The 14675-nt window shown below is 75.4% G+C and carries 16 protein-coding genes; 7 read left to right on the plus strand and 9 right to left on the minus strand.

The features are described 5' to 3' along the window. Nucleotides 1-7 precede the first annotated feature (7 nt). The 4 genes from EMA09_RS00635 to EMA09_RS00650 form a co-directional block, all read right to left on the minus strand. Nucleotides 8-970 carry an ROK family protein gene (locus tag EMA09_RS00635; RefSeq protein WP_129837835.1) on the minus strand — a complete coding sequence of 321 codons (963 nt, stop codon included), beginning with the start codon at nt 968-970 and terminating at the stop codon, nt 8-10. A gap of 357 nt (nt 971-1327) precedes the next feature. Beyond that, nucleotides 1328-2290 carry an electron transfer flavoprotein subunit alpha/FixB family protein gene (locus EMA09_RS00640; protein ID WP_129837837.1) on the minus strand — a complete coding sequence of 321 codons (963 nt, stop codon included), beginning with the start codon at nt 2288-2290 and terminating at the stop codon, nt 1328-1330. 56 nt (nt 2291-2346) lie between these two features. After that, nucleotides 2347-3132: an electron transfer flavoprotein subunit beta/FixA family protein gene (locus EMA09_RS00645; RefSeq protein WP_129837839.1), complete on the minus strand. Its 786-nt coding sequence runs from the start codon at nt 3130-3132 to the stop codon at nt 2347-2349. 174 nt (nt 3133-3306) lie between these two features. Continuing rightward, nucleotides 3307-3660 carry a thioredoxin family protein gene (locus tag EMA09_RS00650; RefSeq protein ID WP_129837841.1) on the minus strand — a complete coding sequence of 118 codons (354 nt, stop codon included), beginning with the start codon at nt 3658-3660 and terminating at the stop codon, nt 3307-3309. Between the two features lie 201 nt (nt 3661-3861). Between EMA09_RS00650 and EMA09_RS00655 the strand changes: the two genes are divergently transcribed. Further along, nucleotides 3862-4575, plus strand: a complete 714-nt coding sequence (locus EMA09_RS00655) for a lysophospholipid acyltransferase family protein (RefSeq protein WP_129837843.1) — start codon at nt 3862-3864, stop codon at nt 4573-4575. A gap of 29 nt (nt 4576-4604) precedes the next feature. Here EMA09_RS00655 and EMA09_RS00660 read toward each other — a convergent pair whose 3' ends face one another. The 4 genes from EMA09_RS00660 to EMA09_RS00675 form a co-directional block, all read right to left on the minus strand. Next, nucleotides 4605-5684, minus strand: a complete 1080-nt coding sequence (locus EMA09_RS00660) for a low specificity L-threonine aldolase (RefSeq protein ID WP_129843756.1) — start codon at nt 5682-5684, stop codon at nt 4605-4607. Continuing rightward, nucleotides 5681-6463, minus strand: coding sequence for an SDR family NAD(P)-dependent oxidoreductase (locus EMA09_RS00665; protein WP_206305879.1), 783 nt, complete (start codon nt 6461-6463; stop codon nt 5681-5683). Before EMA09_RS00665 ends, EMA09_RS00660 begins: the two co-directional genes overlap by 4 nt. Nucleotides 6464-6537: 74 nt before the next feature. After that, complete coding sequence (locus EMA09_RS00670; RefSeq protein ID WP_129837847.1) at nt 6538-7938, minus strand: DUF6421 family protein; 1401 nt, start codon at nt 7936-7938, stop codon at nt 6538-6540. A 337-nt stretch (nt 7939-8275) separates the two neighbouring features. Then, nucleotides 8276-8758 carry an NAD(P)H-binding protein gene (locus EMA09_RS00675; protein WP_240796160.1) on the minus strand — a complete coding sequence of 161 codons (483 nt, stop codon included), beginning with the start codon at nt 8756-8758 and terminating at the stop codon, nt 8276-8278. Here EMA09_RS00675 and EMA09_RS00680 point away from each other — a divergent pair. Then, nucleotides 8753-9463 carry a TetR/AcrR family transcriptional regulator gene (locus EMA09_RS00680; RefSeq protein ID WP_129837849.1) on the plus strand — a complete coding sequence of 237 codons (711 nt, stop codon included), beginning with the start codon at nt 8753-8755 and terminating at the stop codon, nt 9461-9463. The genes EMA09_RS00675 and EMA09_RS00680 overlap by 6 nt on opposite strands. 73 nt (nt 9464-9536) lie before the next feature. Next, a complete protein-coding gene (locus EMA09_RS00685) occupies nt 9537-10232 on the plus strand; it encodes a glycerophosphodiester phosphodiesterase (RefSeq protein ID WP_129837851.1) in 696 nt (231 codons plus the stop codon). Between the two features lie 18 nt (nt 10233-10250). On the opposite strand, the gene EMA09_RS00690 is transcribed toward EMA09_RS00685, so the two are convergent. Beyond that, nucleotides 10251-10832, minus strand: a complete 582-nt coding sequence (locus EMA09_RS00690) for a GNAT family N-acetyltransferase (RefSeq protein WP_129837853.1) — start codon at nt 10830-10832, stop codon at nt 10251-10253. A gap of 113 nt (nt 10833-10945) precedes the next feature. Here EMA09_RS00690 and EMA09_RS00695 point away from each other — a divergent pair, with 113 nt between their 5' ends. The 4 genes from EMA09_RS00695 (at nt 10946) to EMA09_RS00710 (ending at nt 14660) form a co-directional block, all read left to right on the plus strand. Then, entirely contained in the window at nt 10946-11512 is a 567-nt protein-coding gene (locus tag EMA09_RS00695; protein WP_129837855.1) for a DUF5134 domain-containing protein, read from the plus strand. A 127-nt stretch (nt 11513-11639) separates the two neighbouring features. Beyond that, the gene (locus tag EMA09_RS00700) at nt 11640-12587 is read left to right on the plus strand and encodes a M56 family metallopeptidase (RefSeq protein ID WP_129837857.1); all 948 of its coding nucleotides are present in this window, start codon (nt 11640-11642) and stop codon (nt 12585-12587) included. Between the two features lie 201 nt (nt 12588-12788). Next, a complete protein-coding gene (locus EMA09_RS00705) occupies nt 12789-13439 on the plus strand; it encodes a TetR/AcrR family transcriptional regulator (protein WP_129837859.1) in 651 nt (216 codons plus the stop codon). A gap of 138 nt (nt 13440-13577) precedes the next feature. After that, on the plus strand, nt 13578-14660 hold the full coding sequence (locus EMA09_RS00710) for an NADH:flavin oxidoreductase/NADH oxidase (protein WP_129837861.1): 1083 nt from the start codon (nt 13578-13580) through the stop codon (nt 14658-14660). The last annotated feature ends 15 nt before the right edge of the window (nt 14661-14675 follow it).

The following is a 14675-nucleotide window of genomic DNA, read 5'->3' on the forward strand; positions in this document are numbered from 1 at the left end:
CCGTGTGTCAGGTGCCCAGCGGGCCCTGCCCCGAAAACGTGTCCGAGTTCCAGCAGGCCGCCGCCGCGCCGACCAGACCCGCGTCGGTGCCGAGCTGCGCCGGCACGACGTCCAGGTGCTGGACGAACGGGAGCGTGGCGTACGCGGACAGCGCGCGGCGCAGCGGCGTGAACAGCACGTCCCCGGCCTGGCTGACGCCGCCGCCGACGACGACGGTCTCGATCTCCACCAGCGTGGCGGTCGCCGCTATGCCGGCGGCCAGGGCGCGGGCGGCCCGTTCGAACGCCTCCAGGGCGATCGGGTCGCCCTGCGCGGCGGCGACGGCGACGCCGGCGGCGGTCGTGTCGCCGTCCGCCCCGGCGGGGCGCCAGCCGGACGCGAGGGCGTACCGCGCGATGTTGGTGCCGCTGGCGATGCGCTCGACGCAGCCGCGGCCGCCGCAGGGGCACAGCTCGCCGTCGAAGTCCACGCTGATGTGGCCGATGTGGCCCGCGTTGCCGGTGGGGCCGGGGCGGAGCCTGCCGTCGAGGATGAGGCCGCCGCCGACACCGGTGGACACCACCATGCACAGGGCGTCGCGCCGGCCGCGGGCGGCGCCGCGCCAGTGCTCGCCCGCGGCGATCGCCGCGCCGTCGCCGACGAGGGTGACGGGGAGGTCGCCGGTGGTCTTCGCGAGGTGCGCCACGAGCGGGAAGTCGCGCCAGGCGGGGATGTTGACGGGGCTGACGGTGCCCTCGCGGGCGTCGACCGGCCCTGCGCTGCCGACGCCCACGGCGCCCACGCGCGACCACAGCGGGTGGTCGGTCAGCCCGGTGACCACCTCGGTCACCGCTCCCATCACGTTCTCCGCCGACTCGCGGGCCCGGGTCGGGCGCTGAACGCGGTGGAGCAGTTCGCCGGTGCCGTCCACGAGCGCACCGGCGATTTTCGTACCGCCGATGTCCACGGCGGCGACAAGATCAGTGGTCATGAGCACGAAGCTTGCTCTGCGGTGACCGACTTGTCCAGTCCGGTCATGGTGATCCGCACGGGGTCCGGCCTGCGAAGGCCCGCAGGTGGGGCGGTCGGGGCGGCGGACGGCGGCCTCTTCCGCGGAGCGGGGGGCCGCCCGCCGCGCCCGGATCCCGGAGCCGGCGCGCACGGTGACGGCCGCCGCGGGGACGGGCTGGTCCATGCGGCTCACCTCCGGCGGGTACGGCGGTCCGCGGCGGCGGACCAGCGCGACGGTAACGGGCGCGGGCGGCGAACACAACGGTGCACCACGCGGCGCGGCGGCGCGCCGGGAGGGCGCGGAAGGCCGGGGGACGCACGTCCCCCGGCCCACGGCTCAGCCCTTGCGGGCCTTGATCTCCTCCGTCAGGGCGGGCAGCACCTCGAACAGGTCGCCGACGACGCCGTAGTCGACCAGCTCGAAGATCGGCGCCTCCGCGTCCTTGTTGACGGCGACGATGGTCTTCGAGGTCTGCATGCCCGCGCGGTGCTGGATCGCGCCCGAGATGCCGGCGGCGACGTAGAGCTGGGGCGAGACCGTCTTGCCGGTCTGGCCGACCTGGTGCGAGTGCGGGTACCAGCCGGCGTCGACGGCCGCGCGGGAGGCTCCGACGGCGCCGCCGAGGGCGTCGGCCAGGGCCTCGACGACGGCGAAGTTCTCCGCGCCGCCCACGCCGCGCCCGCCGGACACCACGATCGCGGCCTCGGTCAGCTCCGGGCGGCCCGACGACTCGCGCGGCTGCCGGGAGACGACCGACGTGCCGGTGGCGAGCGGGCCGAACGTGACGTCCAGCGCCTCCACCGTGCCCGCGGCCGGGGCCGGCTCGGGCGCGGCGGAGTTCGGCTTCACGGTGATGACCGGCGTGCCGGCGACGACGCGCGACGTGGTGGTGAACGCGGCGGCGAAGACGGACTGGGTGGCGACCGGCCCCTCCTCCCCCGCCTCGATGTCCACGGCGTCGGTGATCAGGCCGGACCCGATGCGCAGCGCGAGGCGCGCCGCGATCTCCTTGCCCTCGGCCGACGAGGGCACGAGCACGGCGGACGGCGAGACGGCGTCGTGGGCGGCCTGCAGCGCGTCCACCTTGGGGACGACGTGGTAGTCGGCGAACTCGGGCGCGTCGGCGGCCAGGACACGCGTGGCGCCGTGCTCGGCGAGGACGGGGGCGGCCGCCTCGGCGCCCGGGCCGAGGTGGACGGCGACCGGGTCGCCCAGGCGGCGGGCCAGGGTGAGGAGTTCGAGGGTGGGCTTGCGGACGTCACCGTCGAGGTGATCGACGTACACGAGGACTTCGGCCATGGGTATCGGTCTCTCCGTTGAGCGTGACGGGTGTCGTGTCGGCGGCGGGGCGGGCGTCAGATGAACTTGCGCTCGGCGAGGAAGCCGGCCAGCTGCTTGCCGCCCTCGCCCTCGTCGGTGACGATCTCGCCCGCCGACCGCGCCGGGCGCTCGGTCGCGGACAGCACGGCGGTGGCGGCGCCCGCGAGGCCCACCCCGGCGGCGTCGATGCCGAGGTCGTCGAGGTCCAGGGTCTCCACGGGCTTCTTCTTCGCCGCCATGATGCCCTTGAACGACGGGTAACGGGCCTCGCCCGACTGGTCGGTCACGGACACGACGGCGGGCAGCGCGGCCCGGAGGCGCTCGGTCGCCGCGTCGCCGTCGCGGCGGCCGGTGACCTTGCCGTCGGCGACGGACAGTTCGGACAGCAGCGTCACCTGCGGGACACCGAGCCGCTCGGCCACCAGGGCGGGCAGGACGCCCATGCCGCCGTCGGTCGAGGCCATGCCGCAGACCACGAGGTCGTACCCGATGTGCTCGGCGGCCTTGGCGATGACGAGCGACGTGCCCATCACGTCCGTGCCGTGCAGGTCGTCGTCCTCGACGTGGACGGCCTTGTCGGCGCCCATGGACAGGGCCTTGCGCAGCGCGTCCGTGGCGTCCTCGGGGCCGACGGTGAGGACGGTGACCTCGGCCCCGTCGGTGTCCTCGGCGATCCTGAGCGCCTGTTCGACGGCGTACTCGTCCAGTTCCGACAGCAGGCCGTCGACGGCCTCGCGGTCGGTGGTCAGGTCATCGGCGAAGCCACGGTCACCGGTGGCGTCGGGCACGTACTTCACACAGACAACGATCCTCAGACTCACGCCGACTCCTCCTGCGTTCGCTCCGCGACCGGGCCGGCCGGACGATCGACCCGGTTTGTTACTCGCCAGTACAACCGAGGGTATCCCCCGCGCGCAAGCATGCCGCACCGAGGCACCCCCCACGCGTCCCGCACGGATGTCCGGCCATGTCACCCGCCATGACCGCCACGCGGTTCAGCCGCCGATCGCGAGCCCGACGGCCACGATCACGTCCGCCCTGCGCGGCTGCCCCGTGGCACGCCGGACAATCCGCCCGCCGGCGTCCAGCACGAGCACGGTGGGCGTGGCCGTGACGCCCAGGGCGCGGACGAGGTCGAGCCGCGACTCGGCGTCGACCTCGACGTGCCCGACCCCCTCCACGAGGGCGGCGACGTCCGCGACGATCCGGCGGGTCGCGCGGCAGGGGGCGCAGAAGGCCGACGAGAAGTGGACGAGGGTCGCGCGGCGGCCGAGGCGCTCCACACCGAGATCCCCCGCCGTGAGCGGCCCGTCCCGCCCGTCGTCCCGTCCGTCGTTCCGTCCGTCCATGGGTGGTTCCTCCTGTCGTCGTCCCCCGGAACGAGCGTCCGCGAAGCAGCGCGCATTCCCGGTCGCGCGCCCCGTACGCGCACCGTTCACGGATCCGCCGCGCCCAGGGGTTGGCGATCGCCGCGGCATTCGGGCACGATCCTGCGACACCGGAAGTTACGGTTGCGTAGGTCCTCGGCACGGAAGAAGGGCGCACCTCCCATGGCAGAGTTCGTATATCCGCCGGTCATCGCCGCCGCGCGGACGATGTTCAAGGCGCTGGACCTGCGCCTTGACGTCGACGGCAGTGAGCATGTGCCGCGCCGGGGCGGTGCGGTGCTCGTGAGCAACCACATCGGCTACCTCGACTTCGTGTTCGCCGGGCTCGCGGCGCGGCCGGCGAAGCGGCTGGTGCGCTTCATGGCGAAGGAGTCGGTGTTCCGGCACCGGATCGGAGGCCCGCTGATGCGCGGCATGAAGCACATACCCGTGGACCGGGCCAGCGGTGAGCAGGCGTTCGACCACGCGCTCGACGCGCTGCGCGGCGGCGAGATCGTCGGGATGTTCCCCGAGGCGACCATCTCCCCGTCCTTCACGCTGAAGAAGTTCAAGACGGGGGCGGCGCGCATGGCGCAGCAGGCGGGCGTGCCGCTGCTGCCGGTCGCCCTGTGGGGGACGCAGCGCCTGTGGACGAAGGGGCGGAAGCGCGACCTCGGGCGCAACCACTTCCCCGTCACCGTGCGCGTGGGCGAGCCGCTGGAGGCCGACGCGGACGAGTCGGCGATGTCCGTCACCGAGCGGCTGCGCGAGCGCGTGCAGGAGCTGCTCGACGCGGCGCAGCGCGCCTACCCGGCCAAGCCGAGGGGGCCGGAGGACACCTGGTGGCTGCCCGCGCACCTGGGCGGCAGCGCCCCGCCGCCCGCGCACGCCGGCTGAGGGACCGCGGGGCGGCGGTGCGGGCCTCCTCAGCGGCCCATCTCCTCGCCCAGCGCGGCGACGAACGTGTCCACGTCCTCCTCGGTCGTGTCGAACGCGCACATCCAGCGGACGTCGCCCGCCGCCTCGTCCCAGAAGTAGAACCGGTGCCGCTTCTGCAGCCGTTCCGCCGCGTCACGGGGCATGCGGGCGAAGACGCCGTTCGCCTGGACGGGATGCAGGATCGTCACCCCGGGGACGGCGCGGGCGCCCTCGGCCAGGCGGGCCGCCATCGCGTTGGCGTGCCGGGCGGAGCGCAGCCACAGGTCGCCGGCGAGCAGCGCCTCGAACTGCACGGAGACGAACCGCATCTTCGACGCGAGCTGCATCGACGCCTTCCGCAGGTACGGCAGGCCGCGCACCGCCTCCGGGTCGAGGACCACGACCGCCTCGCCCATCAGCAGGCCGTTCTTGGTCCCGCCGAACGACACCACGTCCACGCCCGCGTCGGTGGTGAACGCGGCGAGCGGCAGGCCGAGGGACGCGGCCGCGTTGGCGAGGCGCGAGCCGTCCATGTGGACCGTCATGCCCCGCTCGTGGGCGAAGTCGGCCACGGCGCGGATCTCGCCGGGGGTGTAGCAGGTGCCCAGTTCGGTGGCCTGCGTGAGGGAGACGACCTGGGGGCGCGCGCGGTGCTCGTCGTCGAAGCCCCACGCCTCGCGGGCCACGAGGTCGGGGGTGAGCCTGCCGCCGGGCGCCGGCACGGGGAGCAGTTTGAGGCCGCCGACCCGCTCGGGCGCGCCGCACTCGTCGGTGTGGATGTGGGCGCTGCCGGCGGTGACGACGGCGCTCCAGCGGTCGGTCAGGGCCTGGAGCGCCACGACGTTGGCGCCGGTGCCGTTGAAGACGGGGAAGGTCTGCGCGCGGGGGCCGAAGTGCCGGCGGAACACCTCCTGGAGGTGGGCGGTGTAGTCGTCGGCGCCGTACGCCGGCTGGTGGCCGCCGTTGGCGAGGGCGATGGCGGCCAGCACCTCCGGGTGGACGCCCGCGTAGTTGTCGCTGGCGAATCCGCGCGCGTCCGGGTCGTGGCGCCGCGCGGCGTCGGTCGAGGGCGTGCCGGGGGGCGTCATGGGCGTGGGGTCGGCTGGAGTGTGAGCCACTGTCGCGTTCCGTTCACTTCGTCCGTGGGCCTTGACCACTGCCGGCGGATGGCGTCGGCGAGGTCGGTGACATCCGTGAAGCCGGCGAACCGCGCGTCCGGCCGCCGCTCCCGCATCGCCTCGCTGACCAGTGCCTTGACGACGAGCACGGTGGCGGCGGCGGGCGGCGGGCCGTCGGCCGCGGCCTTGCGGAAGCCGTCGGCGAGGGCGAGGGTCCATGCCTCGGCGGCGGCCTTGGCGGCGGCGTAGGCGGCGTTCCCGGCGGTCGGGCGGGTCGCGGCGGTGGCGCTGACCAGGATGAACCGGCCGTTGCGGCTGCGGGCGAGCGGCGCCTCGAACGCGAGGGAGGTGTGCTGGACGGTGCGCACGAGCAGGCCGTGCAGGACGTCCCAGTCGGCGAGGTCGGTGCCGGCGAAGGTCTTCGCGCCGCGCCAGCCGCCGACGAGGTGGACCAGGCCGTCGATCCGGCCGTGCTCCCGCTCGGTGCGGGCCGCCCACGCGCGGGTCGCGGCGAGATCGAGCAGGTCCACCGTGTCGCCGGTGACGGTGGCGCCGCCGTGGGCGGAGCGGGCGGCGTCCACGCCCTCGGCGAGGCGGCCCGGGTCGGCGTCGGCGGCCACGACGGTGGCGCCCTCCCCCGCCAGGGCGCGCAGCGCCGCGTGCCCGGCCGGCCCGCCTGCGCCGGCGACGGCCACGACGGCGCCGGCGAGCGGGTCGGTGCCGTGGGTCGTGGGGGTGGTCGGGTCCATGCTGGTGGCCTCCTCGTGGGGGTCCATGATGCCGGTCGGCCGTGCGGGGGCGCGCCGGACCCCGCCGGGCCGGGTCAGGCGGCGCGCGGCGCCGTGTCCGCCGCCGTGATGCCGCGGGTGGACTCGACGACTTTGCGGAGTTTCTTCCCCAGGGCCTCGTAGAAGAGGCTCAGGGGGAACTCGTCGGGCAGGACGTCGTCCACGAGTTTGCGGGGCGGCAGCGCGAGGTCGAGGGCGTCCGGCCCCTTGGCCCAGGTGGAGCCGGGGTGCGGGGCGAGGTAGCCGGCGACGAACTCGTACGCCTTCAGCCAGTGGACGAGCTTCGGGCGGTCGATGCCGCGGCGGTAGAGGTCCTCGATCTCCCCGCGCAGCGCGACGGTGACCTCGCGGGCGCGGTCCCAGTCGACGCTGAGGCGGTTGTCGGTCCAGCGCAGCGCGTCGTGGCGGTGGAGGTAGGCGAAGAGGAGCTGGCCGCCGAGGCCGTCGTAGTTGCGGACGCGGGCGCCCGTCACGGGGAAGCGGAAGATCCGGTCCAGGAGGACGGCGTACTGCACGTCGCGGCCCTGCGGCAGGCCGTCGGCGGCGAGCCGCCCCGCCTCGTGGAACGCCGTGAGGTCGCAGCGCAGTTCCTCCAGGCCGTACATCCAGAACGGCTGCCGCTGCTTGATCATGAACGGGTCGAACGGCAGGTCGCCGTGGCTGTGCGTCCGGTCGTGGATCATGTCCCACAGCACGAACGTCTCCTGGCAGCGCCGCTGGTCCGTGAGGAGGCCCTCGGCGTCCTCGGGCAGCAGCAGGCCGGTGACGTCGCGGGCGGCGGCCGCGACGCGGCGGAAGCGGGCGGCCTCGCGATCGCAGAAGATGCCGCCCCAGGTGAAGCGTTCGGGGACCTCGCGGACGGCGACGGTCTCGGGGAAGAGGACCGCGGAGTTCGTGTCGTAGCCGGCGGTGAAGTCCTCGAAGGTGATGCCGAGGAACATCGGGTTGTCGAAGCGGGTGCGCTCCAGCTCGGCGAGCCAGTCGGGCCACACGAGGCGCACCAGGACGGCCTCCAGGTTGCGGTCCGGGTTGCCGTTCTGCGTGTACATGGGGAAGACGACCAGGTGCGCGCGGCCGTCCTCGCGCCGTTCGGCGGGCCGGAAGGCGAGGAGCGAGTCGAGGAAGTCCGGTACGCCGAAGCCCTCGTCGGCCCAGCGGCGGAGGTCGGCGGTGAGCGCGGCGTGGTAGGCGGCGTCGTGCGGCAGGAGCGGTGACAGGTCGCGGACGGCGGCGATGACGCGGTCGACGAGGCGGCCGGCCTCGGCGGGCGTGGGGGCGCCGTCGGCGGCGAAATCGATCGAGCCGTCCGCGCGCTGGGCGGGGCGCAGCGCCTCGACTGCGGCCTTCAGCGCCCTCCAGGCGGGCCGGGCGGACAGGGACTCCTCGGCCGCCCCGCTCTCGCCGTCCGGGGCAACAGGAGCAAGGATTTCCGTCATGACCCGCCCTCCACAGGAAGATTTGCTGTCCTGCTCCACGCTATCGGGATGAGGGGCACGGTTCAACCGGGCGGGAGGCGGCCGGGCGGCGACCGCCTCCCCGCGCGGCACCGCCGCGATCAGTAGCCGGCGGTGAACCGGCGCTGGACGAACCGGGGCAGTTCCACCTCGTCGACGATCGCCACGGCGGCGTCCTCGGCCGAGATGCGGCTCAGCCCGTCGGCGTCCACGACCGGCTGGTCGCCGCCGACGCGGAAGCGTCCGGTGCGCTCGCCCGGGGCGATCCGCTCGGCCGGGCTGAAGTAGGTCCACAGCCGGTCGGAGAGGCGCAGGACGTTCAGCGCGTCACGGTGGCCGCGTATCGCGGCGGCGTACGCGCGGGCAGCCCGATCGCGTCGAGCACCTCGTGCATCAGCTCGTCGTGGTCGGCGCGGACGACGCCCGGCGCGATCTCCAGGCTGCCCGCGCCGCCGATGACGACGAGACGGGTGCGCGGGTGGCTCTCCAGGGCCTTGAGCAGCGCCCGGGCGGCCCGCGCGTAGGAGGCCGGGTCCGCCACGGAGCGCCGGACGGTGTCCGTGAGGTCCCTTGCCGCGTTCCCGGGCTGGAACGCGCTGACGAGGACGTCGAGCCCGGGCAGGACGGCGGCGACGCCCGCCGCGTCGAAGACGTCGACGGCCGCCCAGCCGACGTTCTCCCGCCGGTCGTCGATCCCCGAGACGTCACGGCTCAACGCCGTCACGCGGTGCCCCCGTCCGAGGGCCTCGGTGACGACCCGGCTGCCGATGGTGCCGGTGGCTCCGATGACGCCGATGTGCATGCTCTCTCCCCAGTCCGGGCCAAGCGGCTGAGGGCCGAGACGATCGCCGAGATCAAGAGCACCGCACTGGCCCTGATGCGTTCGGGCGGCCCGGGCGCGATCACCCTGCGGGCGATCGCCCGCGAGATGGGCATGACACCGAACGCCATCTACGGCTACTTCGCCACCCGCGACGACCTGGTCACCGCGCTCATCGCGGACGTGTACACCGCGCTCGCCGACGCCGTCGGAGCCGCCTGGACGGCCTCGGCCGAGGACGAACCCGCGGCGCGCGTCCTGGCCTGGGCCACCGCCTTCCGCGCCTGGGCGCTGGACAACCCCGAGGGCTTCAAGCTCATCTACGGCGACCCCGTCCCCGGCTACGTCGCTCCGGAGGGCGGCGCCGCCCCGGACGCCGCCCGGCGGGTGTGCGTCGGCATCGCCGCCCTCGCGGCCGCGGCAGGGGACAGGGCCGGGTCACCGGCCCCCGGGCCCGCCTTCACCTGGGACGACTTCGACCCCGGTCTGCTCGCGAAGGTGCGCTCGGCGTTCCCCGACCTGCCGCCGTCCGGGGTGGCCCTCGCGCTGCGCATCTGGGGGCACCTGCACGGCCTGGTCACGCTGGAGGTCCACGGGCACCTGCGCGCCCAGACGCTCGCGCCCGGCAAGCTCTTCCGCTCGGAACTGGCCCAGCTGATCCGCTCGCTCGGCTTCGGCGCCGGCTGATCCCGGCCGCCGCGACGCCCTGCGGACGCGCGCGGACGACGGGACCGGCCGGACAGACCCTAGGCTGCACGGCATGGCGCTGCTGATCGTGGGACACCGCGGACTCATGGCCGTGGAACCGGAGAACACACTGCGGTCGTTCCGCGCGGCCGAGCGGGCCGGGGTCGACGCCGTCGAACTCGACCTGCACCTCAGCAAGGACGGCGGACTCGTCGTGATGCACGACCCGGCGGTCGACCGTACGACGGACGGCTCGGGGCGCATCGCGGACCTGACGCTCGCCGAGCTGCGGACGCTCGACGCGGGCCGGGGCGAGCGGGTACCGGTGTTCGCCGAGGCCGCGGGGGCCGTGACGGCGCCGCTCCAGGCGGAGATCAAGGACGCGGCCGCCGCGCGGGTCCTGGCCGCCGAGATCGGACGGCTGCGGCTCCACGGCCGGATCACCGTGATCTCCTTCCACGACGACGCGCTGCGCGAGACCCGCGCGCTGCTGCCGGACATGCCGCTGGCGCTGGTGACGGGCCGCTCCACCGCCTCGGCTCCCGAGCGCGCCGTCGCGCTGGGGGCCGGGATGATCTCCTGCGAGCTGGCCCACCTCGACACCGCCGTGGTGGAGCGCGCCCACACCGCCGGGCTGCGCGTCATCTCCTGGACGGTGAACACGGCCGCCGACCTTGCACGGGCACGGGAACTGGGCCTCGACGGAGTCGTGACCGACAGCCCCTCACTGGTGCGGGCCGCGCGGGACGGGCACCGCCAGGCGGTCTGACCCGCGGCCGGCGCCGGCTCAGGCCAGCGGCTTGACCAGCAGCTCGAACGACAGATCGGGGCGGCGCGGCAGCCCGAACCGCTCGTCGCCGTAGGGGAACGGGCTGCTCCGGCCGGTGCGCACGTAGCCGCGCCGCTCGTACCAGGCGATGAGTTCGGCGCGCTGCGCGATGACCTGCATCCGCATCTCCCGGGCGCCCCACTCGGCCCGGGCGCGGCGCTCCGCCTCGGCCAGGACACCGCGGCCGACGCCGGCGCCCTGGAGGGCCGGCCGGACGGCGAACATGCCGAAGTAGGCGGCCGGGCCGGCCCCGGTGCCCGCGGGGCGGCGTTCGATGTGGCAGCAGGCGACGGGTCCGGCGGGAGCCGCGTCGCCGTCGGCCGTGCCGTCCGCGAAACCGGCGGTCAGCAGCAGGCTCGCCGGCGCGGTCAGCACCTCGCGCACTCCCTCCGGGTCGGTGCGCTGCCCGCCGAGCAGGTCGGCCTCGGTCGTCCAGCCGGCGCGGCTCGCCTCCCCCCGGTACGCGGACTCGACGAGGGCGACGAGGACCGGTATGTCCGCCTCCGTGGCGTCGCGGAAGGTCAGTGGGCGCGTGCTCATACCCCCGGATGGTAATCGCCGTGCTCCCCCGCGCCCCCGTGCGCCGCACTGCCCCGGCGGCCGGGCGGGCAGGTACCCGTGCGCGGGGCCGGGCGGCACGGGGAGGTGCGCGGATGCACGGGCCGGTACTGGTGTGCTGGCTGCTGGTGGCGCTGTGCGGGACGACCGGCGCGTTCTGCGTCCTGCGGACCCGCAGGACGGCGGGCACCGACCGGCAGGCGGCCGGGGTGGAGGCCGCGATGGGACTGGCGATGGCCGTGATGGCCGTGCCGGCGACGGCGCTGCCGGGCGACCCGCGGACCGTCATGGCGGCCGCCGGCGCCGCGGCCGGGTCCGTCGCGCTGCGGGCGGCCGTACTGGCGCGTGCGGGCGTACGGCACCAGACGCACCACGTGGTCGAGGGCCTCGCCATGGTGCACATGGCCGTGGTGATGGCGACGGCCGGCGGCGGAGCGCACGCCGCGCACGGCGGGACGGGCACGACGGGCTGGGCCGCTCCCGTGACGGGCGCGCTGCTCGTGTACTTCGCGGCCTACGCCCTGCGCTGCGCGCCGCGGCTGGTCCCGGCGGGCGCGGCCGGCGGCCCGCACGCGGTGGTGCCCGGCGGTGGGGACGAGGCGACGGCGGCCTGCCGGCTCGCCCTGTCCCTCGGCATGTTCGCGATGCTGCTGGCCATGTGAAGCGCCGGCACGGGGTGTTGGGAACACGCGGGCGTGGGGGGACGGCCGCGGCACGGCCGTGCACCCCGCCGCCGGCCGTCCGTTCCCGGGGACGGTGGGCGCGTTCCCGCGGCACTAAGCTGACGGCATGGTGATCGCCATCGCGCTGTTGCTGCTCGGCGGGCTCACCGCGGCGACGGCGCCGCGGCTGCTGGCCCGCTGGTCCTGGCCGGACAGGGAACCGGTCCTCGCGCTGTGGGTGTGGCAGTGCGTCGTGGCCGCCGTCCTGCTGTGCTGTCTGCTCGCCATGGCCCTGTCGGCCGCGACGGCGTGGCACGCGGTGCGCGGCCAGGTCTTCGCGCCGGCGCCCGCCGGTGTCATCGACGCGTACGCGCTGCACGGCGACGACCGCGGCTGGGCGGCGGCCGTCGCCGTCCTGCTGGCGTGCGGCGGCGCGTGGACGGCCGTCATGCTGACCCGCGAGGTGCGGATCGCCCGCGCGGGGCGGCGGCGCGCGCGGGCCGAGCTGCTCGCCCGGTCACCGCGACTGCCCGGGGAGGAGGCGGCCGCGGGGGAACGGCTCGTCGTCCTGGAGGACGAGCGCCCCGACGCCTGGCTCCTCGCGGGCACCCCGCCGCGCCTCGTGATCACCACGGCCGCGCTGCGGCGGCTCGACGGACGGCAGCTCGACGCCGTGCTCGCGCACGAGCAGGGCCATGTCAGGGCGCGCCACCACTGGCTGCTGAACTGCGCGGGCGCGCTCGCGAGCGGTTTCCCCCGGGTGCCGGTGTTCGCGGCGTTCCGGCACCAGGTGCACCGGCTCGTCGAGCTGGCGGCCGACGACGTGGCCTCCCGCCGGTTCGGCCGGCTGACGACGGCGCTCGCGCTCGTCGGGCTGAACGAGTGCCGCGGCGCCTTCGCGCCGACCTCGCACCGGGCGCACGTCCCGCACCGGGTGCACCGGCTGCTGAGCCCCGCCGGACGGCTGTCCGTGTCGCGCAGGGCCAGGCTGACGGTGGGGGCGACGCTGCTGCCCGCGGTGCCGCTGCTGGTGGCCTTCGCCCCCGGGCTGCGCGCGCTCGGCGGCTGGATGTGAGGAGGCGGCGGGCACACGGGGCGCGTCGAGGACCGTGAGGGCGTGTGCCGTACGGCGGGCGCCCCGTACGCGGTGCCGGTATCGGGCGGTCCCCCGCTCCGCCCGATACCGGCCCGTCCACCGGAACCCGTCCGCCCTGCACGGCGGAGGCCCGGTCGCCCCTGAGTATATTGACTGTGAGCCAGCCAACGGGAGTCCAGCATGTCGCCTCGACGCGCTTCGGTCAATGAGGAGATGCGCCGACGCTCCCGGGAGCGGCTCCTGCGGGCCACCGTCGAGCTCGTCTCCGAACGCGGCTACGACGCCACGACCTTGGGCGACATCGCCGAACGGGCGGGCACCGCGCGCGGATTGATCGCCTACTACTTCTCCGGCAAGCACCAGCTCCTCCAGTCCGCCGTGCACCGGCTCATGCACCTGACGCTCCAGGAGGCCCTGGACCGGACACCGCGGCCCGCCGGTCCGCTTGCAGGCCACGAACTGCTCGCCCGCGCGGTCGACGCGATCCTGGGGCTCGCGCGGAGCCGGCCCGTCCTCATGCGGGCGCACATGGCGGGACTGCTGCAGCACGACGGCTTCATCCAGTGCGTGGAGCAGCAGCGGCTCGCGTTCCTGCTGCGGGAGACCGTGGCGGGCTACGGGTCCGCCGACCCGGACACGGACTACCCCCTGCTGCGCGCCCTGCTGATGGGCGCCGTGGTGGCGCAACTGCTGCCGGGAGCACCGATGCCGCTCGCCCGGCTGCGCGCCGAACTGTTCTCGCGCTACGACCTCGCGTGGGACATGGGCATCCCGCCGGGGGACCGCCCGCCCGACGGGGCGCCCCCGACGCTCCTCCTGCCCCGGTCCTGACCACGGGCGGCGGCTCCGGGACGCCGTGCCCGGGGACGGCGCCCCGGCCCGACAGTACGATCGGAGGGTTCCGCACGGGCCGCCGGCCGGACCTCCGTCCGGCCGGCGGCCCGCCCGATGCCGGAGAGGTTGTCACACGTGAGCGCGCTGTTCGAGCCCTGCACACTGCGGTCGCTGACCATTCCCAACCGCGTGTGGATGGCCCCGATGTGCCAGTACTCGGCCGCCGACACCGGCCCGGACACCGGGGTCGCGGGCGACTGGCACTTCACCCACTACACGACCCGCGCGGTCGGCGGCAGCGGCCTGATCCTGCAGGAGGCGACCGCCGTCAGCCCGGAGGGCCGGATCAGCCCGTACGACCTCGGCCTGTGGAACGACCGGCAGGCGGAATCCCTGAGCCGCATCACCCGGTTCGTGACGGACCTCGGCGCCGTGCCGGGCATCCAGCTCACCCACGCGGGCCGCAAGAGCAGCGTCGACCGGCCCTGGCTCGGCAACCGGCCGCTGGACGCCGGGAGCGGCGGCTGGCGGCCCGAGGGGCCGAGCGAGGTGCCCTACAGCCCCGCGCACCAGGTGCCGGCCGCGATGAGCGAGGAGCGGATCGCCGAGGTCACCGCGCAGTTCGCGCGGGCGGCGCGGCGCGCGCTCGACGCCGGGTTCAAGGTGGCCGAGATCCACGGCGCCCACGGCTACCTGCTGGGGCAGTTCCTCTCCCCCGTGAGCAACCGCCGCACCGACGCGTACGGCGGCGACCACGCGGGCAGGACCCGCTTCCCCCTGGAGGTGGTGGACGCGGTGCGCGCCGTGTGGCCGTCCGAACTGCCGCTGTTCTTCCGGATCTCCGCCACCGAGTGGCTGCCGGACGGCGGCTGGACGATCGAGGACACCGTCCGGTTCACCGCCGACCTGCGGGCGCACGGCGTGGACCTGCTCGACGTCTCGTCGGGCGGGAACGTGCCGGGCGTCGAGATCCCCCTGCGCCCCGGCTACCAGGTGCCGTTCGCCGCCCGGGTACGGGCCGGGACCGGTATGCCGGTGGCCGCCGTCGGGCTCATCACCGAACCGGAGCACGCCGAGGGCATCGTCGCGTCCGGCGAGGCGGACGCCGTGCTGCTCGGCCGCCAGCTCCTGCGCGACCCGTACTGGCCCCGGCGTGCCGCGCGCGAGCTGAGCGCCTCCGGCGCGGAGCTGCCCCCGCAGTACCGCCGCGCCGCGTGAGTCCGGGCGGGGCGG

This window comes from Streptomyces sp. RFCAC02 (genome assembly GCF_004193175.1).
Taxonomy (GTDB): Bacteria; Actinomycetota; Actinomycetes; order Streptomycetales; family Streptomycetaceae; genus Streptomyces.

Excerpts from the sequence above, each read along its gene's own strand:
- EMA09_RS00660 (WP_129843756.1), bottom strand. The coding sequence starts at position 5,684 with ATGACGCCCCCCGGCACGCCCTCGACCGACGCCGCGCGGCGCCACGAC.
- EMA09_RS00640 (WP_129837837.1), bottom strand. The coding sequence starts at position 2,290 with ATGGCCGAAGTCCTCGTGTACGTCGATCACCTCGACGGTGACGTCCGC.
- EMA09_RS00705 (WP_129837859.1), top strand. The coding sequence starts at position 12,789 with ATGTCGCCTCGACGCGCTTCGGTCAATGAGGAGATGCGCCGACGCTCC.
- EMA09_RS00685 (WP_129837851.1), top strand. The coding sequence starts at position 9,537 with ATGGCGCTGCTGATCGTGGGACACCGCGGACTCATGGCCGTGGAACCG.
- EMA09_RS00670 (WP_129837847.1), bottom strand. The coding sequence starts at position 7,938 with ATGACGGAAATCCTTGCTCCTGTTGCCCCGGACGGCGAGAGCGGGGCG.
- EMA09_RS00635 (WP_129837835.1), bottom strand. The coding sequence starts at position 970 with ATGACCACTGATCTTGTCGCCGCCGTGGACATCGGCGGTACGAAAATC.
- EMA09_RS00700 (WP_129837857.1), top strand. The coding sequence starts at position 11,640 with ATGGTGATCGCCATCGCGCTGTTGCTGCTCGGCGGGCTCACCGCGGCG.
- EMA09_RS00675 (WP_240796160.1), bottom strand. The coding sequence starts at position 8,758 with ATGCACATCGGCGTCATCGGAGCCACCGGCACCATCGGCAGCCGGGTC.
- EMA09_RS00655 (WP_129837843.1), top strand. The coding sequence starts at position 3,862 with ATGGCAGAGTTCGTATATCCGCCGGTCATCGCCGCCGCGCGGACGATG.
- EMA09_RS00690 (WP_129837853.1), bottom strand. The coding sequence starts at position 10,832 with ATGAGCACGCGCCCACTGACCTTCCGCGACGCCACGGAGGCGGACATA.
- EMA09_RS00665 (WP_206305879.1), bottom strand. The coding sequence starts at position 6,463 with ATGGACCCGACCACCCCCACGACCCACGGCACCGACCCGCTCGCCGGC.
- EMA09_RS00650 (WP_129837841.1), bottom strand. The coding sequence starts at position 3,660 with ATGGACGGACGGAACGACGGACGGGACGACGGGCGGGACGGGCCGCTC.
- EMA09_RS00695 (WP_129837855.1), top strand. The coding sequence starts at position 10,946 with ATGCACGGGCCGGTACTGGTGTGCTGGCTGCTGGTGGCGCTGTGCGGG.